Source organism: Sphingomonas sp. CFBP8993, from assembly GCF_034044895.1.
Classification (GTDB): Bacteria; Pseudomonadota; Alphaproteobacteria; order Sphingomonadales; family Sphingomonadaceae; genus Sphingomonas.
The window spans coordinates 279,482-298,158 of record NZ_JAXCWU010000004.1 but is presented as its reverse complement, the minus strand read 5'-3'; the positions used below and the strand labels follow the sequence as shown (position 1 = coordinate 298,158).

Genomic DNA, 18,677 nt, shown 5'->3' with positions numbered 1-18,677 from the left:
TAAGGGGGCCATCGGTCATCACGCTGCCGCGATGAATTGGCTGTTTTCCCGTTTCCGTTCATTGGAAGTCCGCTTTGCGGTCGCGTTGTCGATCGTATTGTTCACCTCGACGGCGCTGACCCTGGCGGGGGTGTCGCTCGACCGGCGGCTGATCGCCACGGTCGAGACGATCGAACGGATCACCAGCACGCTGGGCCGTTTCGCCGAAGCCGACACCCGGCTGCGCGATCTGCGCAGGCAGGTCCTGGCGCTTGACGGACGGACCGCCAACCGATCGGCGGCGGAATGGGCGACGATCGCACGATCGGTCGATGTGCAGCGTCGTCCGGACGCGAATGGGCCCGTTGCCCAGACGGTTTATGGCCAGCGAGCGGAAGCGGAGGTTCGTGCCGCCGAACAGCGGTTCGTCCGCGTCACCCATGCCCTGCTGGTTGCAGGAAAAGCCGACCCCAGCGCATTTTATGACGGCCTGCCGCAATTTCAGAACGCGCTGCGATCCCTGGAATATTGGCGCGACGCGGTTCGCCAGGCGCTACGCCAGGAGTTGAAGGCCCCGATACGGGAAGCCGAGATCGTATCGCAGCGCACGATGGTCGAGACCATTGTTGCTGCGGTGATGATGGTCGCCCTGGTCGGCGGTCTGATCCTGTGGCTGCGCTGGCGGATCGTCGGGCCGCTGATGACGATCGTCCTGGCGGTGCGCGGCATGAATGGCGGACGGGCGCTGCCCGCCTTGCCCTATGCCCGGCGCAGCGACGAACTGGGCGAGTTGACCCGCGCGCTCCAGACCCTGGCGCAGGAGCGGGAAACACGCGAACGGGCACAGCGACAGGTTGAGTATCTGGCGCATCACGACTCGCTGACCGGGCTGGCCAACCGCCTGGTCTTTGCCGAGCGAATGGACCAGGCACTTCGCGCGGGACAACGGATCGCGCTGCTGGCGATCGATCTGGACGGATTCAAGAGCGTCAACGACACGCTGGGCCATGCCGCGGGCGACATCATGCTGCAGCGAACGGGCACGATCCTGCGCACCGCGGCGGGGGAGGAGGACGTCGTTGCGCGCATCGGCGGCGACGAATTCGCGATCATCCATTATCTGGCTCCTGACCAACACGATGCCTGCATGGTGCTGAGCCGGATTTTCGATACCGTGGCGCAGGACCGTGCCGCCCCCACCATCCGCATGAGCATCGGCGTCGCCCTGTCGCAATGCCATGGCAGCGAGAGCGACGAACTACAGGCCTGTGCCGACATCGCGCTGTACCGCGCCAAGGCCGATGGCCGTCACCGTGCGCGCCATTACGACACGGCGATGGACGAGGACCGGCGCCAGCGCCACTGGCTGGCGCATGAGTTGGGCGAGGCCGCGAGCCGGGGCGAGATGAGCCTGGTGTTCCAGCCCATCGCCGATTGTGCGTCGCGCCGGATCATCGGCCAGGAAGCACTGGCCCGCTGGACGCATCCGGTGCTGGGGCCGATCAGCCCCGATACCTTCATCGCACTGGCCGAGGAGCACGGGCTGATCGCCGATATCGGCCAATATCTGCTGGTCGAGGCGCTGACCACGGCGCGCCACTGGCCGATGGACTGGAAGCTGGCGATCAACCTGTCCCCGGTGCAGCTGCGCGAGCCGCAACTGGGCGAGCAGATGCTGGCGACGATCCTGGCGCATGGCATGGACCCCGTTCGCGTCGAGGTGGAGGTGACCGAGGGTGTGCTGATCGAACAGCGCGAGACCGCCACCGCCAATCTGCGCACGCTGCGTGCGGCGGGCGTGCAGATCGTCATGGACGATTTCGGCACCGGCTATTCCTCGCTCAGCAGTCTTCAGCAATTCCCCTTCGACAAGATCAAGATCGATCGCAGCTTCATCAGCGCGATGGATGCGCACGGCCCGGCATTGTCGATCGTCCGCGCGTCACTGGGCCTGGGGCGCAGCCTGAACATCCCGATCGTCGCCGAGGGGGTCGAAACCGAAGCGCAGTTGACGACCCTGCGCAGCCTGGGCTGCGATCAGGTCCAGGGGTATCTGATCGGGCGTCCCGGTGTGTTCCGCAACCAGGTGACCTGACCCGGCTGCGCACCGGTGCCGCTCAGACGACCTCTTCCGAAATCATCCTGATGATGCCCGACCCCGTATAGGGCTTGGGCACGAAGCGAACGCCCACGGGCAGGGCGTCGGGCACATAGTTCGCGTCGCCGGACGTGACGATGATCGCGACATGCGGATGGGATTCGCGCAACCGCGTGGCGAGCGCCGCGCCGTCGAGTGTGCCCGGCATCGTCACATCGGTGAACACCGCGCGAATTTCGGGGTGTCTGTCCAGCGCGACCAGCGCTTCATCGGCGCTGGTCGCCTGGATCACCCGGTACCCCGCATCCTCGAAAGCGAACTGAACGTGCAACAGCAGCAAGGGCTGGTCATCGACCACCAGAATGGTCGGAGGCTTGATTGTCATAGGCCTCGTTCAATTCCTGAGAAAATCTGTCCGTTCCAAGACTTAACATACTTGAAGTTTGTTCGCCTCAAGTCAAGCTCTCGGTCAGGCGGGCCAGCTGGGCATCGGACAGGGCGAGGCGCATGGCAGGCGTCAACTCCAGCAGCTGCTTCACGCTGGTCGCGCTGGCGATCGGCGCGGTCACGCCGGGTTGCGCCATCAGCCACGCGAGCGCGACCTGCGCCGGGGTCGCGTCGGTTTCTTCGGCCACGGCGTCCAGCGCCTCCAGCACTGCTGCACCCTTGCCGTGCAACAGCTCGCCCATCTTCGCGCCCCGCACGCTTTGCGACAGGTCCGCGTCGCTGCGATATTTGCCGGTCAGGAACCCGGCGGCCAGGCCGTAATAGGGGACCACGCCGATATTCTCGGTGACGCAGTAATCCTGCAACTCGCCCTCGAACTTCTGGCGGCTGACCAGATTATATTCGGGCTGAAGCACGTGGTAGCGCGGCAGGCCCGCATCGCGCGCGGCTTCGTTCGCCGATTTCAGGCGTGCCGCATGATAGTTGGATGCGCCGATCACCCGGATCTTGCCCGCCTGGACCAGCTTGGCAAAGGCCTCCATCACCGCCTCCTGCGGCTGGTCCTCGTCATCCTGATGCGCGAAATACAGGTCGATCCGGTCGGTGCCCAAGCGTTTGAGCGAGGCTTCGGCCGCAGCGGCGATCCGGGCGGGGGCCAGTTTCTCGCCGCCCTCGCCGGGCAGCATCCCGACCTTCGTCGCGATCAGCACCTGGTCGCGCTTGCCGCTGGCCTTCAGCCATTCGCCGATCATCGCCTCGGACTCGCCGCCCCGATGACCATCGACCCAGGCGGAATAGACGTCGGCGGTGTCGATCAGCACGCCGCCCTGATCGACGAATGCGTCGAGCACCGCAAAGCTCGCCGCGCGGTCGGCGGTCCAGCCGAAGACGTTGCCGCCCAGTACCAGCGGGGCGATCATCAGGTCGGTCGAACCCAGGCGGCGAAGCGGCATGTCGGTCATGGGGCGTCAGCTTTCGTTATCGGTGGGATTTTCCGCCCCAACGTCCGAAGGTGCCAAGGCGTTCAGATCGACTGCATTGGCATCCAGCATCGCGGCAGCCTCGTTCAACTGGTCGTTTTCGGCGGCGCTCAATCCCTTGGGCTGGTCCTGAGAGGAACAGGCGGCGAGCGACAGCAGGGCGGCGGCGGTGAGGATGCGGATCATGGCCGCCATCATGCCAAAAGCCGGGGCGGCAGGGGAAGGGGGAACCCGCAGGCCGGGGCAAAGCGTTGAGGCGGTCGGATTTTCAGACACGAGGTCAATGCCATGCCCGCCCTCTCCCTTACCCCGCTGCTCGCGCCGTTCAAAATGGGTCTGGTCGGCGGACAGCGCGCCATGACGCCACTGGCCGCCGTGTCGATCGCCGCCGCGCGGGGGCAGTTGCCGGTCGGCAAGGGCGTGCTGCGCTATCTGGCCAACCCGATCGTCGCGGCGGGGACGCTGGCGCTGGCGATCGGCGAGATGGCGGGCGACAAGCAGAAGACGGCGCCCGATCGGATCGTCCCCATCGGGCTAGCGGCCCGGTTCACGACCTCGGCGATCGCGGGTGCGGCGCTGTCCGGTCCGAAGCATCGCTGGCTGGGGGCGGCGATCGGCGGCGTGACGGCGGTGGTCGCCTCTTATCCCGGCTGGCGCGGGCGGATGGCGGCGCTGGGCCGCTACGGCCAGACCAAGACGGGCTTTGCCGAGGACGTCGCCGTGCTGGCCGGTGCGGTGGGGATCGTCCGGGGGCGGGGCGTCAAAACCGCTTAGGCGCAGGTCAGGCGAATGACCCCGGCGTCACGGTCGAAGACCAGCGACGAGCAGCGGGACAGGTAGTCCTGGCCCAGTGAAAGGGTGTCGCGGCGGGGATCGTGCTTTTTGCCCTTTGCGGTCACGACCACTTCGTCGGGGTCGACATGGACAGGGTGTTCCTCCTCGTCGCGAATGCCCCGGACGCTGCCATCATCGGCCGCGCGCAGGCCGAGTGTCGCGATCGAGAGCGTGCCCAGTTGCATCGGTTGGTGCAGCGTCAGGGTCCGAACCGGGCGTTCGACGCCGAAGAAGATTTCGGTGGGCACCGCCCGGCCCGAAATCTCCACGCCATGCACCGCCGCGATCCGAGCCCCGGCGGCCGCGGTCACCAGCGAGCGGGCATGATAAGGATCGAAGCGCACCCGCATCGGTTCGCCGCCGACTTGGATACGCGCATAGGTCGTGCCGAAATTACCGAACATGCCCAGCGGCCCACTATCGCGGTCCATCGGTAGTGACAGGGTCCTTTCCCCGGCGACCGAGGCATGGAACTGGAAACGGACGATCGGTTCGAACATGGCCTCCGGTCCGGTGCTGCCATCGGCTACCATGGCGAAGGGCCGCGATGTCCAACCGACCCGGCGCTTGACGGTCCGGTTATCGAAATCGATCCGCACGACCGGCGTTCGGGCCGTGACCGGAACGGGCCGGACGGCATAACCGATGCTGACGCCGAAGGGCCCCGTCATCTTCAACCCACCGCGCTCGGCCAGCTCGGCATGGATCAGCGGCATGGCTGGCGCGGCCGGGTCGATCCGCAACGTGGCGGTCCTGCCGTTGAGGCGGACGGGCAACAGGGCATCGCCTTGAACGACATACTCGACAGGCACGCGGGCCGCTCCCAGCAGCAGAGGCGCGCAGAGCGCCGCGATTCCGGTTGCCGCCTTCATGCCGCGTCCCCCGCTGGCCGATGTCACGGCGCAGCTATCACGCGGCGCCCATATTCGCCCAGATCAGACTGCGACACTCCCGTCCAGAACCGGGAACACCGTCCACTTGTCCTGCGACCGCGCGCTTTCCAGCACCGCCTCGACGAACGCCATCGTCCGCAGGCCCGGCTCCAGACCCGGAAACCAGGTCGCTTCGCCCGGCGCGCCACCCCCGGCCGGACCGCCGTCGCGCAGTGTCCCCGCCACCGCGCGGTAGAGGTTGCCGAATGCCTCGATATAGCCCTCCGGATGGCCGGAGGGGGTGCGCAGGCGGGGCAGGGTGGTGGGGCTCAGGCCCGGACCGCCCGCGCGGACGATCTCGGCCGGGCGGTCGAGCCAGCGCAGGGTGAGCGTGTTGGGCTCCATCTGCGACCATTCGAGGCCACCCTTCTCGCCGTGGATGCGGAGGCGCAGGCCGTTCTCCTCGCCCGCCGCCACCTGGGTCGCGCGCAGTGTGCCGCGCGCGCCCCCGGCGAAGCGCAGCAGGACGTTGACGTCGTCGTCGAGCATCCGCCCCGGCACATGGGTGGTCACGTCCGCCGACAGCGCCTCGACCGTCAGCCCGGCGACATGCTCGGCAAGCTGAAAGGCGTGGGTGCCGATATCCCCGAGCGCGCCGCCCAGCCCGGCGCGGGCGGGGTCGGTACGCCATTCGGCCTGCTTGTTGCCTTCGCGGTCGAGCGGGCTGCTCAGCCAGCCCTGGACATATTCGACATGGACCAGCCGGATCGCCCCGAAGTCGCCGCGTGCGACACGCGCGCGCGCCTCCTCGACCATGGGGTAGCCACTATAGGTGAAGGCCAGGGCATAGAGCCGGCCCGACGCCCGCGCCGCCTCGGCGATGGCCTGCGCCTCGGCCAGGTTCATCGCCATCGGTTTTTCGCTGAACACCGGGAAACCGGCATTCAGCGCGGCGATTGCCATCGGCGCATGGAGATGATTGGGGGTGACGATGGCGACGGCGTCGACCCGCTCGTCCTCGGGCCGCGCGCGTTCGTCGGCCAGCAACGCGTCGATCGTGTCATGGACGCGCGCGGGGTCGAGGCCGAGCGAGTCGCCGCTGCGCCGGTTGCGCTCGGGATCGCTGCTGAACGTGCCCGCGACCAGGTCCCAGTCCCCGTCGAGCGCCGCCGCCATCCGGTGCACGCCACCGATGAACGCGCCCTCGCCGCCGCCCGCCATCGCCCATTTCAGCCTGCGCATCGCCATCATCCTCTCTCGTCATCCGTGCCGGTTCAAACGCGACATTCGGTGCTTGCATGGCATTGGTTTAACGGTAAACTCTCGATCGAACCAGCGAGTCTGGATAAGAAAATTTCAGGAGAGTGAGGATGAGGCAGCTGATCGTGCTGGCCGCCGGGGTACCTGCCCTGGCCGCCATCCTGCTGGCCGTGCAGGCCCCTTCGGTCGCGCAGAGCGCACCGGCGGCGGGCGCGCAGGCCTTTGCCGCATGCCGGGCCTGCCACACGTTGACCAAGGGCGGGCGCAACGGAGTCGGCCCCAATCTGAACGGCGTGTTCGGACGCCCGGCGGGCTCGGTCGCGGGCTTCAACTATTCGCCCGCGATGAAGGCCTCCGGGCTGAAATGGGACGACAAGACGCTGAACGAGTTCATCGCCGCGCCGATGAAGAAGGTGCCGGGCACCCGGATGCCGATCGGCGTCGCCGACCCCGCCAAGCGCGCGGCGCTGATCGCGTACCTCAAGGCAGAGACGGCGAAATGACCGCTAATGGCGCCATGCGTGGGCCGGGCATCTTCCTGGCGCAGTTCATGAGCGACACGGCACCGTTCGACACGCTCGACTCGGCGGCGCGCTGGATGGCGGAGGCGGGTTATGAAGGCGTGCAGATCCCGACCTGGGATGCACGCTGCATCGACCTGAAAGCGGCCGCCGAAAGCCAGGATTATTGCGACGACCTCGCCGGGCGCTGTGCCGAGGCGGGGGTGGCGATCACCGAGCTGTCGACCCATTTGCAGGGCCAGCTGGTCGCGGTGCACCCCGCCTATGACGCGGCGTTCGATGGCTTCGCGCCCGAGGCGGTGCGGGGCAAGCCCGCCGAGCGCCAGCAATGGGCGGTCCAGCAGCTCCGTTACGCCGCCAAGGCCAGTCGGCGACTGGGGCTGAAGGCGCATGCGACCTTTTCCGGCGCGCTGCTCTGGCCCTTCGTCTATCCCTGGCCGCAGCGGCCCGCCGGGCTGGTGGCGGAGGGCTTTGCCGAACTGGGCAAGCGCTGGCGGCCGATCCTGGATGCGTTCGAGGAGGAAGGGGTCGACCTCTGCTATGAACTGCATCCCGGCGAGGATCTGCACGACGGCACGACCTTCGAACGGTTCCTGGACGCGGTGGGCGGGCATGGTCGCGCCAACATCCTCTACGATCCCAGCCATTTCGTGTTGCAGGCGATGGATTACCTGCAATTCATCGATTTCTACCACGACCGCATCCGCATGTTCCACGTCAAGGATGCCGAGTTCAACCCGACCGGGCGTGCGGGCGTCTATGGCAGCTATAGCGACTGGGTGGACCGGCCGGGACGCTTCCGGTCGCTGGGCGACGGACAGGTCGATTTCGGCGGGATTTTCTCCAAGCTCACCCAATATGGTTACGCCGGTTGGGCGGTGCTGGAATGGGAATGCTGCCTGAAACATCCGGAGGACGGCGCGCGTGAGGGGGCACCTTTCATCGCGGCGCACATGATCCGCCGGGCCGAGCGCGCCTTTGACGATTTTGCCGGTGGGGGTGATCCCGATGCCAATCGGCGCTGGCTGGGAATTTAACGATTGCAATGGCTTGACCATCCGCCCCGGAAGGTAAAGTCTAACAAAAAATATAAGCAGGAGAGGGGCATGGAGGCGATACCGGACAATCGGTCGCGGCTGTTCTGGCTGAGCGTGCTGGCGCTGTTCACGGCGGCGGCAAGCGCGGCCTTGCGCGCGGCGGTGGCGAGCAGCCTGAAGGCGCAATGGATCGATCCCATCGCGCCGGTCCAGGCAGGCGAGCTGATCGGCTCGGCACTGGGCTCGGCATTTCTGGGCTTTGCCGCGACCTTGTTCGTGGCGAGCGCGCTGCTCGACCGGATCGGCGCGCGGCAAATGCTGATCGGGTGCGGCGTGTGTTTCCTGGTCGGCACGACGGCGATCATCGGCGCGGGACAGGTGGCCAGCGGCATGGCGGTCTATCACATCGTCTGGGGCGGGATGCTGCTCAGCGGGATCGGCTGGGGCCTGGCGGAAGCGTCGATCAACCCGCTGACCGCGCGGCTTTACCCGGAGGAAACGACGCACCGGTTGAACGTGCTCCACGCCTGGTATCCCGGCGGGCTGATCGTCGGTGGGCTGGCGGGCGTGCTGCTGGCCGAAGTCCTGTCGTGGCAGGCGATCATGGCGCTGGTCCTCATCCCCGCGCTCGGCGTGCTGGTGATGGCGGCGACTACGCACTTCCCGCCGGTTCCGCGCGAAGTGCGCGACGTCGGCTTCGGCGGCATGATCGCCGAGGTGTTCAGGCGGCCGAGCTTCTTCGTCTGGTTCGGCGCGATGTTCCTGACCGCCGCGTCCGAACTGGCCCCGGGCCAGTGGCTCGACGTGGCGCTGAGCAGCCGGGTCGGGATGCGCGGCATATTGCTGCTGGTCTATGTCAGCGCGCTGATGTTCGTCTTCCGCCACTTTGCCGGGCGAATCGCGGGGCGGCTGTCCAATCCGGGGCTGCTCTGGGTGTCGAGCCTGATGGCGGGCATCGGCCTGTTCCTGTTGTCGCGCGCGCAGTCGCCGGTCGCGGCGATCCTGGCCTCGACCGTCTGGGGCCTGGGCGTGTGCGCGATGTGGCCGACCATGCTGGCCTCGGTGGCGGAGCGGTATCCGCGCGGCGGCGCCTGGGCGCTGGGTCTGGTCGGGTCGGCGGGCGCGCTGGCCAGCTTCTTCGTCCTGCCGCAACTGGGCGCGATGTTCGATGCAGCCAAGGTCGAGCTGGCCGGTGGGCCCGAGGCGTTCAAGCGGCTGACCGGAGAAGCGCTGCGCCAGGTCGAGGATGCGGCGGCGTCGCAATCCTTCGCGCGGTTGGCGATCGTGCCGGTCATCCTGCTGTTCGTATTCGGCGGCATCTGGCTGGCCGAGCGGCGGCGTCCGCGCAAGGCGACGCTGGGCACGGCGGCATGACCGTATCGCGCCGCACCGTCATGGGCGGTCTGGCCGCCGCGGTTCCGACCGCGGCCGCGCTGGCGGGGCGGAAAGCGGGCCCATCCTCCACCGCCGCGCGCTTCACGCTGGGCTTCGCGCCGCATCTGGGCAGCTTCGCCAGCCGGGGTACGAGTTCGGTCGAACAGATCGCCTTCGCCGCCGACCAGGGTTTCTGGGCCTGGGAAGACAATGAATATGCCCTGCGCCCGGTTGCCGAGCAGGAGGCGATCGCCCGGGCGCTGCGCCAGCGGAACATGACGATGGGGGTCTTCGTCGCGTCCATGCCCAAATGGGCGGACTCGCGGCCCTTGCTCGGCGGCGATGACGAGGCCGAGCGCAGCGCGTTCCTGGCCGATGTGCGAAACGCGGTCGAGGTGGCCAAGCGCGCCAATGCCAAATGCGCCACCGTCGTCACCGGCTTCATGGACAGGAAGCTTCATCCCGCGATCCAGCAGGGCCGCGTCATCGACGTCATGCGCCGGGCGGGCGATATCGTCGCGCCGCATGGCCTGACGCTGGTGATGGAACCGCTGAACACGCGGACCAATCATCCGGGCGTCTTCATGCAGTCGATCGCGGAGGGCTATGCCGTGGCGCGCGGGGTGAACAGCCCCGGCGTGAAGGTGCTGGCCGACCTCTATCACGAGCAGATTCAGGCCGGGAACCTGATCCCGACGCTCAAGCTGTGCTGGGGTGAGATCGGCTATATCCAGTTCGGCGACAATCCCGGCCGCAACGAACCGGGCAGCGGCGAGGTCAATTACGCCAATGTCTGCCGATACCTGAAGGAGCGCGCCTACACCGGCGTGATCGGCATGGAACATGGCAATTCGATCAAGGGCAGGGCGGGCGAAGACAGGCTGATCGCGGCCTATCGCGCGATCGATCCGACAGCATGAGGAGGGGAGCGATGCGGATGCTACCGTTGATCGCCGTGATATTGGCGAGTGGTGCCATGGCCCAGGACAAGCCGGGCCAAGACAAGCCGGGGCTCGGTTTCCGCGATACGCCGATGCTGCCCGGCGGCAAATGGCATGTCCATGATCCCGACCGGCCCGCGCCCAGGGTGGTGACACCCGCCGCGGGAGCGGGCGGCGCGCCGTCTGATGCGGTGGTGCTGTTCGACGGGCGCTCGATGGATGGCTGGACGCCCAGCGGCAAGCCCTGGGTCCTGAAGGACCGCGTGCTGACCGTGCCGCCGCGCGACGGCAAGGGGGAAAGCGTGCTGGTCAGCAAGGAGAGCTTCGGCGACGTGCAACTGCACCTGGAGTTCCGCTCGCCCAACCCGCCGCAAAAGTCGTCGCAGGATCGGGGCAATAGCGGCATCTGGTTCATGCAGCGCTACGAGGTGCAGATCCTCGACGGCTATGACAACCCGACCTATGCCGATGGCCAGGTCGGCGCGGTCTATGCCTGGAAGCCGCCGTTGGTGAACGCGGCGCGCAAGCCCGGTGCGTGGCAGAGTTACGACATCATCTTCGAGCGGCCACGCTTCGCCGCCGACGGCAAGCTGCTGCGCCCCGCTTATGTCACCGCCCTGCTGAACGGCGTCGTCGTCCAGAACCATCAGGCGGTGCTGGGCACGACCGTCTGGCGCCAGGTCGAGAAATACCAGGCGCATGGCGACGCCGCGCCGATCCAGCTTCAGGATCACGATTCACCCGTTTCGTTCCGCAACATCTGGGTCCGCCGCCTGCCGCCCGAGGCGATCGCGCAGGACCTGCCGGAGGATGCCCGATGATAGACCGTAGACATGCGCTGGCGGGGATCACCGCCATGTTCGGCTCCGCGCTGTTCGCGCCCATCGCCCGCGCGGCGGGGGCGGTGGAGCAGGCGCGAGGGGGCATTCCCATCATCTCCGAAGGTCCGCCCAGCGTCGCCGTCTTCACCCCGACCCAGCGCGCGACGATGGTCGCATTGTCCGAGCGGGTGATCCCGACCACCGACACGCCCGGCGCGATCGCGGCCAAGGTGCCCGAGTTCATCGAGAAGATGCTGGCCGACTGGGCCGGGCCCGACGACAGATTGCCGATCATCGCCGGGCTGAACGCGATCGAGGCGCGCAGCCAGAGCGTCAACCGCATCCCCGCCGCCAAGGCGAGCGCGGGGCAGCAGGACACGCTGCTGACCGAGGCGATGGAAGGCGTGCTGCCCGAGGGCCGCGCCTTTTTCGAGCCGTTCCGGCAGCTGGTCATCACCGGCTATTACACGTCGGAGATCGGCATCACGCAGGAGCGCGAATATCTGCCGGTGCCCGGTGAATATAACGGCGCCTTTCCCTATTCTCAGGTCAACAAGGTATATTCGGCATGATCGACCGTCGTTCGCTGATGGGCGCAGGGCTGGGCCTGGGTGCCGCCGCGCTGTTGCCGGGCACCGCGCAGGCCGCACAACTGGGGCGGATCGGGCTTCAGCTCTATACGGTCCGCGAGCTGTTCGCGGCCGATCCGGTCAAGACGCTCGAGGCGGTGGCGAGGATCGGGTATCGCGAAGTCGAATATGGCGGGGGCGGCTATGACGCGATGGACCATGCCATGCTCCGCCGCACGCAGGACCGGCTGGGGCTGAAGGCGCCGTCGGTGCATATCGGCTATGACGCGTTGCTGGGCAATTTCGACAAGTCGGTGGTGATGGCCAAGACGCTGGGCGCCGATACGGTCGTCCTGCCCTATATGACCGACGAGCACCGGACCGAGGCGGGGTGGAATGCCGCGCTGCCCAACTTCAATCGCTTCGCCGAGGGGTTGAAGAAGGCCGGGCTGGGCTTTGCCTATCACAATCACGATTTCGAATTCACCAACCGGCCCGGCGGCATCAGCCTGTACGACCGGATGCTGAAGGCGACCGACCCGGCGCTCGTGAAGCTGGAGATCGACCTCTACTGGGCGATCCATGCGGGGCAGGATGCGGCCGCGCTGATCCGGCGGCATGCCGGGCGCATCTATGCCTATCACGTCAAGGATGCGCGTGCCGATGGCAGCATGACGGCGGTGGGCGCGGGCACGATCGACTTCGCCGCGCTGTTCAAGCTCAACCGCATGGCGGGCGTAAAGCATTTCTATGTCGAGAACGACCAGGCGCCCGCGCCCTATCTGCCCGACATCACGACCAGCTACCGGACGCTCAGTAGCTTGCGTTTCTGATACGATAACAAGATTTTAGGGAGGACAGCCATGGCGGCGACGAACCGTTTCGACGCGATCGTGATCGGGTCGGGCATCAGCGGCGGTTTCGCCGCCAAGGAATTGACCGAAAAGGGCTTGCGCGTCCTGATGCTCGACCGGGGCGTCATGGTCGAACATGGCGAGGGCTATCCCTATGACGGCAAGCCCGCCTTTGAGGTGCCCGCGCGCAACATCATGCCCAAGCCGCTGGTGGAGAGCGATTATTTCATCGCCAGGCACGGCTATGTCGCGCCCAGCAACCAGAAATTCTACAATGACGACCGGCTGAATCCCTATGCCTATGACGAGGGCAGCAAATTCTATTGGATCCGCCCCGGCGCGGTCGGCGGCAAGTCGCTGATCTGGGGGCGCTGGTCTTTCCGCTGGAGCCCCGACGATTTCGAGGCGAACAAGCGCGAGGGCGTCGCCGCCGACTGGCCGATCCGGTACGACGACGTCGCGCCGTGGTATTCCTATGTCGAGAAATATATCGGCGTGTCGGGCTCACGGGAGAACCTGCCCTATCTGCCCGACAGCGAGTTTCAGCCGCCGATGCCGATGAACGTCGCGGAGAAATGGCTGAAGGAACGGCTGGAGGGCCAGTTTCCCGGCCGCAAGCTGATCCACACCCGCCTGTCCAACATGACCGAGGACAAGCCCGACCAGAACCGCACCAAGTGCCAGTTCCGCAACCAGTGCGGCAATGGCTGCTCGTTCGGCGCCTATTTCTCGACCCAGGCGGTGACCCTGCCCGCCGCGCGCGCGACCGGGCGGCTGACGCTCCAGTCGGATGCGGTGGTGACGGGGATCGACTATGATCCTGCCCGGAAGAAGGTCACCGGCGTCCGCTATGTCGATACCAAGACGGGGCAGGCGCAGACGGTCAATGCGAACCTGGTCTTCGTCTGCGCCTCGGCCATGGCGTCGGTGCAGATCCTCATGAACTCGCGCGCCGCCGGATCGGGGCGCAGCCATTTCGACAGCAGCGGGACGCTGGGCCGCTATGTCATGGACCATATCTTCCGCGTCGGCGTGTCGGGCGAGATTCCCGGCATGGACGACCTGATCGAATATGGCCGTCGCCCCGGCGGCGTCTATGTCCCGCGCTTCCGCAACCTGAAGGGTGACGAGGGGCTGGGGTTCCGGCGCGGCTATGGCTATCAGGGTTCGGCCTATCGCAACGCGGCCAAGCCGGTCGGCTTCGGCGCGGAGATGAAGCATGGTATGCGCCGCTATGGTCCCTGGCAGTTCAGCATGGGCGCGTTCGGCGAATGCCTGCCCTATGAGGATAATCGCGTGTCGCTTCACAGCAGCAAGGTCGACCGGTTCGGGGTGCCGCTGATGAAGTTCGACGTCACTTTCCGCGACAACGAGTTGAAGATGATGGCCGATGCCCGGCGCGAGGGCGAGGCGATGCTGCGCGCGGCGGGCCTGAAGAACGTGACCAGCGGCGAGTCCGAGCATGTGCCGGGCGACGCGATCCACGAAATGGGCGGCGCGCGGATGGGCGCGGACCCGCGCAATTCGGTGCTCAACAAGTGGAGCCAGGCGCATGACGCCTCGAACCTCTATGTCACCGACGGCGCGCAGATGGCATCGGTGTCGTGCGTGAACCCCTCGCTGACCTTCATGGCGCTGACCGCCCGCGCGGCGGACCATGCGGTCAAGGGGCTGAAGGCGGGGGCGGTTTGAATCGGAGCGCGACTTTCATTCCTCCCCTGCAAGAGGAGGTGCCGGGCCGCAGGCCTGACGGAGGGGTGTCCCGGTCGGAGAGGTGGATATTCCTCGCCAACGGGGACACCCCTCCACCATGCTGGCGCATGGTCCCCCTCCCCTTACAGGGGAGGAAGGGGTTGAATGTCGGCTACTAAACGTCCCGAAGGCGTCACCATCCGCGCGGTCGGCGAGCGTGCGGGTGTGTCGGCGATGACCGTGTCCAACGTCATCAACGGCGCGGGCAAGGTCGGCCCCGCGACGCGCGCCGCCGTGCTCGCCGCGATCGAGGAACTGGGATACCGGCCGAATATCGCCGCCCGCCGCCTGGCCAAGGCGGGGGCGACCACGCTGGGGCTGGTCTATAGCAGTCGCGGGACGCCGTTCATCGACTCGATCCTGCTCGGCGCGCTGCGGGCGACCAATGCGCGCGGGTTGCAGTTCATCGCGCAAGGCGAGGAGGAACTGACCCGCCAGGCCGCCGAGGCGGCGGTGCGTTCCCTGGTGCAGAGCGGCGCGGCGGGGGTGCTGCTGGTGCCGCCCTTTGCCGAGTTGCTGAGCGGATCGGGGCTGTTCGTCGAACTCGGCGTGGCGGCGGCGGCGATCGCGACGGGGCAGCGCATGGCCGATATCTCGACCGTGCGGATCGACAACCGTGCGGCGATGGCGGCGGTGACGGCGCATGTCGCGGGGCGGGGGCATAGGCGGATCGGCTTTCTGGCGGGGCCCGATACGTTCTCGGTCGCGGCGGAGCGGCTGGCGGGGTTTCGCGACGGGCTGGCGGCGAGCGGGGTCGCTTACGATCCGGCGCTGGTCGTGCGGTGTGGCTTCGATCCGGAGTCAGGTGCGCAGGCGGGGCGAGCGTTGCTGACGCTGCCGGAACGGCCGAGCGCGATTCTGTGCAGCAGTGACGACATGGCGGCGGGCCTGATCGGCGCGGCGCATCGCATGGGGCTGCGCCTGCCCGATGACCTGGCGGTGACCGGGTTCGACGACACCGCCATCGCCGCGCGTCTCTGGCCGCCGCTGACCGTCGTCCGCCAGCCGGTGGGCGACATGGCCTTCCGCGCGGTGGAGCAGGTGCTGGCCTCGCTCCGCTCGCAGGCGGTGGAGGATCGGGTGCTCGATTTCGAACTGGTCGCGCGGGAGTCGGTGGGGCCGGGGTAGGGGCGTGGCCTTCAACTTCGCTCAGGCTGAACGGGATAATGCGGCAACCCTGACTTCACGACAACCGGCACCCCGGCGAAGACGGGGCCCCGTTGCGGTGAACCGGCGGGGACGGGATGCACCGGCCTGCCCCGACTCGCCCGGCGCGCCACAGGCTTGTTGGAGCCTGGGCCCCGGCCTTCGCCGGGGTGGTCACGAAGGGTGGAGTTACCCCATGCGTCCATATTCCGCGATCAGCGCCACTTCTTCCGGGTCGCCCAGGACGACGCCGACGCGCTGGTGCAGGCCGACCGCCTCGACATCCATGATCGGGATGGCGCCGTCGATCGACGTGCCGCCCGCCTGTTCGATCAGGAAGCTCATCGGATTGGCCTCGTACAACAGGCGCAGCTTGGCCTTGCCGCCCGCCCGGTCGTCGGCGGGATAGAGGAACACGCCGCCGCGCTTCAGGATGCGGTGGATGTCGGCGACCATCGAGGCGGTCCAGCGCATGTTGTAGTCGACGCCGCACGGCCCCTCGGTGCCCAGGATGCGTTCCTCGATATAGCGGGCGATGCCGGGCGACCACTGGCGGCGGCGTGCCATGTTGATCGCGAATTCCTTCGTGCCGGTCGGGATCCGCATCGGTCCGTCGGTCAGCCGCCAAGACCCGATCTCGCGGTCCAGCGTGAACTCGTACACACCGGTGCCGACGGTCAGGACCAGCAGCGTCTGCGGGCCGTAAATGGCATAGCCCGCCGCCACCTGCGCGCGGCCGGTCTGGAGGAAATCCTCCTCGGTCACCTCGCGGCCCGCGCAATCCTCGGGCGCGCGCAGGACCGAGAAGATGGTGCCGACCGACAGGTCGACATCCACGTTGCTCGACCCGTCGATCGGATCGAACAGCAGCAGATACTCGCCGCGCGGGAAGCGGTTTGGGATGCGGTGGATCGTCTCCATCTCCTCCGACGCCATCGCCGCCAGGTGTCCGCCCCATTCATTGGCGTCGAGCAGCAGGTCGTTGGCGATCACGTCCAGCTTCTTCTGGACCTCGCCCTGCACATTCTCGCTGCCCAGCGAACCCAGTACGTCGCCCAGCGCGCCCTTCGAGATCGCCTGGTTCACCGCCTTGCACGCGCGCGCCACCGTTTCGATCAGCAGGCGGAGTTCGGCGGGACAGGTCTCTTCGGAGCGGCGCTGCTCCTCGATCAGGAAACGGGTCAGCGTCGTCTGGCGCGGGGTCGTCATCGTCGCATATGCTCCGGGAAGGGCATGGGGCTGGTCGGCCCGCCGGGCTCCCTCCCGCCGGACCGCGCCGTATCGGCGGCGCGGACCATGGACCGGCCGTTCCGCGTGCGCAATCCGCGGTTCAGCAAAGGTCGTGCTTTATTGGGGCGTAGCATTTCTGTTATATCCTATGACCACGATGGGATATGATGCAGGTCGGAGGATCGCCCATGTCGACCAAGCCGTTCAGTGTTGCCGCCGCCCATGACCAGGGTTCGGACCGGGAGTCCGCGACCGGGATCGACGGGATCGTGTCGGGCCTACGCGCCGCGCGGCAGGGCTGGCGGGCGCGGCAGGACGGCACCCGCGATGTCGAGCGTTTTCCCGCCCGTGCCGGGGTCGAGGATGTCGTCGCGCTGGTCGCCGCCGCGCTCTATCCGCGCCGCCTGGGCCATTTTCGCGGGAACGTGGCCGAGGAAGACCGGTTCGTCGCCGCCAAGCTGCTCGCCGCGCTGACGGCGCTGGAGCGCGAGATCGGGGCCGAGCTTGCCTATTGGCAGAAGGATGCGGGCGAGGCGTTTCCGCCCGAACAGGCCGCGCTGATCGCCCGGCTGTTCGGAGCGACCCTGCCCAGCATACGCGCGCTGATCGACACCGATGTCGAGGCGGCGTTCCTGGCCGATCCCGCCGCGCGCAGCGTGGACGAGATCCTGCTCTGCTATCCCGGCGCCATTGCCAGCCTGCACCACCGGATCGCGCATGAGCTGAACGGCCTGGGCGCACCGATCGTGGCGCGGATGATCTCCGAACTCGCCAATGAGCGAACCGGGATCGACATTCATCCGGGTGCGACCATCGGGCGGCATTTCTTCGTCGACCACGGCACCGGCGTCGTGGTCGGCGAGACCGCGATCATCGGCGAGCGGGTCCGCGTCTATCAGCATGTGACGCTGGGCGCGCGTTCGGCGCTGGGCACCGCGCCGCGTTCGCCCCGCGACCGCTTCGCCCGCCATCCGGTCGTCGAGGACGACGTCATCATTTATGCTGGCGCGACCATATTGGGTCGTGTCACCATCGGCGCGCGCTCGGTGATCGGGGGCAATGTCTGGTTGCTGACCGATGTCGCGCCCGACAGCGTACTCGTGCAGCCGGAGGCGCGGGCCTTGCAGCGCGCGGAGGGGCGGGCGCTGCGCCAGGAGCTGGAGGGGACGGCATGACGGAGAAGCGCAAGCCCATCATCGGCCTGATGTGCGGCAACGAGGTGGCGAACCGCCCGATCCAGGCGGTCGCGACCCGTTTCATCGACCCGCTGGTCACGCTGTGCGGCGCAAGCGTGGTGATCGTGCCGGCCATTCCCGAAGCGGTCGACACGGTGATGATGGCCGACATGCTCGACGGCCTGTTGCTGACCGGCGGCCGCTCGCACGTTGCGCCCGCCCAATATGGCGACTGCGCGGAACTCGCGGCATCGGCCTGCGATCCGCAGCGCGATTCGGTCGCACTGGCGCTGGCCGGGCGGATGATCGACCGGGGCAAGACCGTGTTCGGCATCTGCCGGGGGATGCAGGAGATCAACGTGCTGTTCGGCGGCTCGCTGACCTGCCTGGGCGGCCTGCCACGCCATCATCGCGGCAGCTGGGACGCCGATTACGAATCGCTGTTCGCGCACCAGCACACGGTCGACCTGATGCCCGGCGGCGTGCTGGCCCGGAATAGCGCGCATCGCCGGGTGCGGGTCAATTCGGTGCACCAGCAGGGGGTCGACCGGCTGGGCTATGGCCTGGTGGTCGAGGCACGCGATGCCGAGGACGGACTGATCGAGGCATTCCGGGCACCCGGCTGCGACGCGGACGTGCTGGCGGTGCAGTGGCATCCCGAATGGGACATTGCGACATGCGGCGTCGCGCAAGGCTTTTTCACCGCCATGGGCGAGTCGATCCGCGCGCACGCCTGACCGGCATTTGCGAGCAGACTATCATATTGGCGAGTGACAGCGCCGGGCCC

At 67.5% G+C, this 18,677-nt stretch carries 19 protein-coding genes; 13 read left to right on the top strand and 6 right to left on the bottom strand.

Annotated elements, in window-relative coordinates; genetic code table 11:
• Nucleotides 1-31: 31 nt before the first annotated feature.
• A complete protein-coding gene (locus SOM26_RS10165; RefSeq protein WP_320452600.1) occupies nucleotides 32-2,074 on the top strand; it encodes a putative bifunctional diguanylate cyclase/phosphodiesterase in 2,043 nt (680 codons plus the stop codon).
• Nucleotides 2,075-2,096: 22 nt separating this feature from the next.
• On the opposite strand, the gene SOM26_RS10160 is transcribed toward SOM26_RS10165, so the two are convergent.
• The 3 genes from SOM26_RS10160 to SOM26_RS10150 all read right to left on the bottom strand — a co-directional run bounded on the left by SOM26_RS10160 (nucleotide 2,097) and on the right by SOM26_RS10150 (nucleotide 3,690).
• Complete coding sequence (locus SOM26_RS10160) at nucleotides 2,097-2,462, bottom strand: response regulator (RefSeq protein ID WP_320452599.1); 366 nt, start codon at nucleotides 2,460-2,462, stop codon at nucleotides 2,097-2,099.
• 67 nt (nucleotides 2,463-2,529) lie between these two features.
• The gene (locus tag SOM26_RS10155) at nucleotides 2,530-3,486 is read right to left on the bottom strand and encodes an aldo/keto reductase (RefSeq protein WP_320452598.1); all 957 of its coding nucleotides are present in this window, start codon (nucleotides 3,484-3,486) and stop codon (nucleotides 2,530-2,532) included.
• Between the two features lie 6 nt (nucleotides 3,487-3,492).
• Nucleotides 3,493-3,690 (bottom strand): hypothetical protein, encoded by a 198-nt coding sequence (locus SOM26_RS10150; RefSeq protein WP_320452597.1) that lies wholly within the window; start codon nucleotides 3,688-3,690, stop codon nucleotides 3,493-3,495.
• 102 nt (nucleotides 3,691-3,792) lie between these two features.
• Between SOM26_RS10150 and SOM26_RS10145 the strand changes: the two genes are divergently transcribed.
• A complete protein-coding gene (locus SOM26_RS10145; protein ID WP_320452596.1) occupies nucleotides 3,793-4,278 on the top strand; it encodes a DUF4126 family protein in 486 nt (161 codons plus the stop codon).
• On the opposite strand, the gene SOM26_RS10140 is transcribed toward SOM26_RS10145, so the two are convergent.
• Nucleotides 4,275-5,210, bottom strand: a complete 936-nt coding sequence (locus tag SOM26_RS10140; RefSeq protein ID WP_320452595.1) for a hypothetical protein — start codon at nucleotides 5,208-5,210, stop codon at nucleotides 4,275-4,277. The genes SOM26_RS10145 and SOM26_RS10140 overlap by 4 nt on opposite strands.
• 63 nt (nucleotides 5,211-5,273) lie before the next feature.
• Entirely contained in the window at nucleotides 5,274-6,458 is a 1,185-nt protein-coding gene (locus SOM26_RS10135; protein WP_414712048.1) for a Gfo/Idh/MocA family protein, read from the bottom strand.
• Between the two features lie 122 nt (nucleotides 6,459-6,580).
• Here SOM26_RS10135 and SOM26_RS10130 point away from each other — a divergent pair, with 122 nt between their 5' ends.
• From SOM26_RS10130 to SOM26_RS10090, 9 genes are all read left to right on the top strand, one after another.
• Nucleotides 6,581-6,973 (top strand): c-type cytochrome, encoded by a 393-nt coding sequence (locus SOM26_RS10130; protein ID WP_320452593.1) that lies wholly within the window; start codon nucleotides 6,581-6,583, stop codon nucleotides 6,971-6,973.
• Nucleotides 6,970-8,028, top strand: a complete 1,059-nt coding sequence (locus SOM26_RS10125; protein ID WP_320452592.1) for a sugar phosphate isomerase/epimerase family protein — start codon at nucleotides 6,970-6,972, stop codon at nucleotides 8,026-8,028. Before SOM26_RS10130 ends, SOM26_RS10125 begins: the two co-directional genes overlap by 4 nt.
• 69 nt (nucleotides 8,029-8,097) lie before the next feature.
• Nucleotides 8,098-9,402 carry an MFS transporter gene (locus SOM26_RS10120; protein WP_320452591.1) on the top strand — a complete coding sequence of 435 codons (1,305 nt, stop codon included), beginning with the start codon at nucleotides 8,098-8,100 and terminating at the stop codon, nucleotides 9,400-9,402.
• Entirely contained in the window at nucleotides 9,399-10,322 is a 924-nt protein-coding gene (locus SOM26_RS10115) for a hydroxypyruvate isomerase family protein (RefSeq protein WP_320452590.1), read from the top strand. The genes SOM26_RS10120 and SOM26_RS10115 overlap by 4 nt, the downstream gene beginning before the upstream one ends.
• 17 nt (nucleotides 10,323-10,339) lie before the next feature.
• Nucleotides 10,340-11,164: a 3-keto-disaccharide hydrolase gene (locus SOM26_RS10110; RefSeq protein ID WP_414712047.1), complete on the top strand. Its 825-nt coding sequence runs from the start codon at nucleotides 10,340-10,342 to the stop codon at nucleotides 11,162-11,164.
• Nucleotides 11,161-11,736 carry a gluconate 2-dehydrogenase subunit 3 family protein gene (locus SOM26_RS10105; protein WP_320452588.1) on the top strand — a complete coding sequence of 192 codons (576 nt, stop codon included), beginning with the start codon at nucleotides 11,161-11,163 and terminating at the stop codon, nucleotides 11,734-11,736. Before SOM26_RS10110 ends, SOM26_RS10105 begins: the two co-directional genes overlap by 4 nt.
• Nucleotides 11,733-12,566 (top strand): sugar phosphate isomerase/epimerase family protein, encoded by an 834-nt coding sequence (locus SOM26_RS10100; protein ID WP_320452587.1) that lies wholly within the window; start codon nucleotides 11,733-11,735, stop codon nucleotides 12,564-12,566. Before SOM26_RS10105 ends, SOM26_RS10100 begins: the two co-directional genes overlap by 4 nt.
• A 30-nt stretch (nucleotides 12,567-12,596) precedes the next feature.
• A complete protein-coding gene (locus SOM26_RS10095) occupies nucleotides 12,597-14,279 on the top strand; it encodes a GMC family oxidoreductase (RefSeq protein WP_320452586.1) in 1,683 nt (560 codons plus the stop codon).
• Nucleotides 14,280-14,444: 165 nt separating this feature from the next.
• Entirely contained in the window at nucleotides 14,445-15,467 is a 1,023-nt protein-coding gene (locus SOM26_RS10090) for a LacI family DNA-binding transcriptional regulator (protein WP_320452585.1), read from the top strand.
• 207 nt (nucleotides 15,468-15,674) lie between these two features.
• Here SOM26_RS10090 and SOM26_RS10085 read toward each other — a convergent pair whose 3' ends face one another.
• Nucleotides 15,675-16,694 (bottom strand): class 1 fructose-bisphosphatase, encoded by a 1,020-nt coding sequence (locus tag SOM26_RS10085; protein WP_320452584.1) that lies wholly within the window; start codon nucleotides 16,692-16,694, stop codon nucleotides 15,675-15,677.
• Between the two features lie 209 nt (nucleotides 16,695-16,903).
• On the opposite strand from SOM26_RS10085, the gene epsC reads away from it, so the two are divergent.
• Both epsC and SOM26_RS10075 read left to right on the top strand, forming a co-directional pair.
• A complete protein-coding gene (epsC, locus tag SOM26_RS10080) occupies nucleotides 16,904-17,890 on the top strand; it encodes a serine O-acetyltransferase EpsC (protein ID WP_320452583.1) in 987 nt (328 codons plus the stop codon).
• Nucleotides 17,887-18,627 carry a gamma-glutamyl-gamma-aminobutyrate hydrolase family protein gene (locus SOM26_RS10075; protein WP_320452582.1) on the top strand — a complete coding sequence of 247 codons (741 nt, stop codon included), beginning with the start codon at nucleotides 17,887-17,889 and terminating at the stop codon, nucleotides 18,625-18,627. The genes epsC and SOM26_RS10075 overlap by 4 nt, the downstream gene beginning before the upstream one ends.
• Nucleotides 18,628-18,677 lie beyond the last annotated feature (50 nt).

Coding starts and splice junctions, on each gene's coding strand:
- SOM26_RS10110 (WP_414712047.1), top strand. CDS start 10,340: ATGCTACCGTTGATCGCCGTGATATTGGCGAGTGGTGCCATGGCCCAG.
- SOM26_RS10090 (WP_320452585.1), top strand. CDS start 14,445: ATGTCGGCTACTAAACGTCCCGAAGGCGTCACCATCCGCGCGGTCGGC.
- SOM26_RS10105 (WP_320452588.1), top strand. CDS start 11,161: ATGATAGACCGTAGACATGCGCTGGCGGGGATCACCGCCATGTTCGGC.
- SOM26_RS10100 (WP_320452587.1), top strand. CDS start 11,733: ATGATCGACCGTCGTTCGCTGATGGGCGCAGGGCTGGGCCTGGGTGCC.
- SOM26_RS10115 (WP_320452590.1), top strand. CDS start 9,399: ATGACCGTATCGCGCCGCACCGTCATGGGCGGTCTGGCCGCCGCGGTT.
- SOM26_RS10165 (WP_320452600.1), top strand. CDS start 32: ATGAATTGGCTGTTTTCCCGTTTCCGTTCATTGGAAGTCCGCTTTGCG.
- SOM26_RS10160 (WP_320452599.1), bottom strand. CDS start 2,462: ATGACAATCAAGCCTCCGACCATTCTGGTGGTCGATGACCAGCCCTTG.
- SOM26_RS10145 (WP_320452596.1), top strand. CDS start 3,793: ATGCCCGCCCTCTCCCTTACCCCGCTGCTCGCGCCGTTCAAAATGGGT.
- SOM26_RS10155 (WP_320452598.1), bottom strand. CDS start 3,486: ATGACCGACATGCCGCTTCGCCGCCTGGGTTCGACCGACCTGATGATC.
- SOM26_RS10135 (WP_414712048.1), bottom strand. CDS start 6,458: ATGGCGATGCGCAGGCTGAAATGGGCGATGGCGGGCGGCGGCGAGGGC.
- SOM26_RS10085 (WP_320452584.1), bottom strand. CDS start 16,694: ATGACGACCCCGCGCCAGACGACGCTGACCCGTTTCCTGATCGAGGAG.
- SOM26_RS10150 (WP_320452597.1), bottom strand. CDS start 3,690: ATGATCCGCATCCTCACCGCCGCCGCCCTGCTGTCGCTCGCCGCCTGT.
- SOM26_RS10140 (WP_320452595.1), bottom strand. CDS start 5,210: ATGAAGGCGGCAACCGGAATCGCGGCGCTCTGCGCGCCTCTGCTGCTG.
- SOM26_RS10125 (WP_320452592.1), top strand. CDS start 6,970: ATGACCGCTAATGGCGCCATGCGTGGGCCGGGCATCTTCCTGGCGCAG.
- epsC (WP_320452583.1), top strand. CDS start 16,904: ATGTCGACCAAGCCGTTCAGTGTTGCCGCCGCCCATGACCAGGGTTCG.
- SOM26_RS10130 (WP_320452593.1), top strand. CDS start 6,581: ATGAGGCAGCTGATCGTGCTGGCCGCCGGGGTACCTGCCCTGGCCGCC.
- SOM26_RS10120 (WP_320452591.1), top strand. CDS start 8,098: ATGGAGGCGATACCGGACAATCGGTCGCGGCTGTTCTGGCTGAGCGTG.
- SOM26_RS10095 (WP_320452586.1), top strand. CDS start 12,597: ATGGCGGCGACGAACCGTTTCGACGCGATCGTGATCGGGTCGGGCATC.
- SOM26_RS10075 (WP_320452582.1), top strand. CDS start 17,887: ATGACGGAGAAGCGCAAGCCCATCATCGGCCTGATGTGCGGCAACGAG.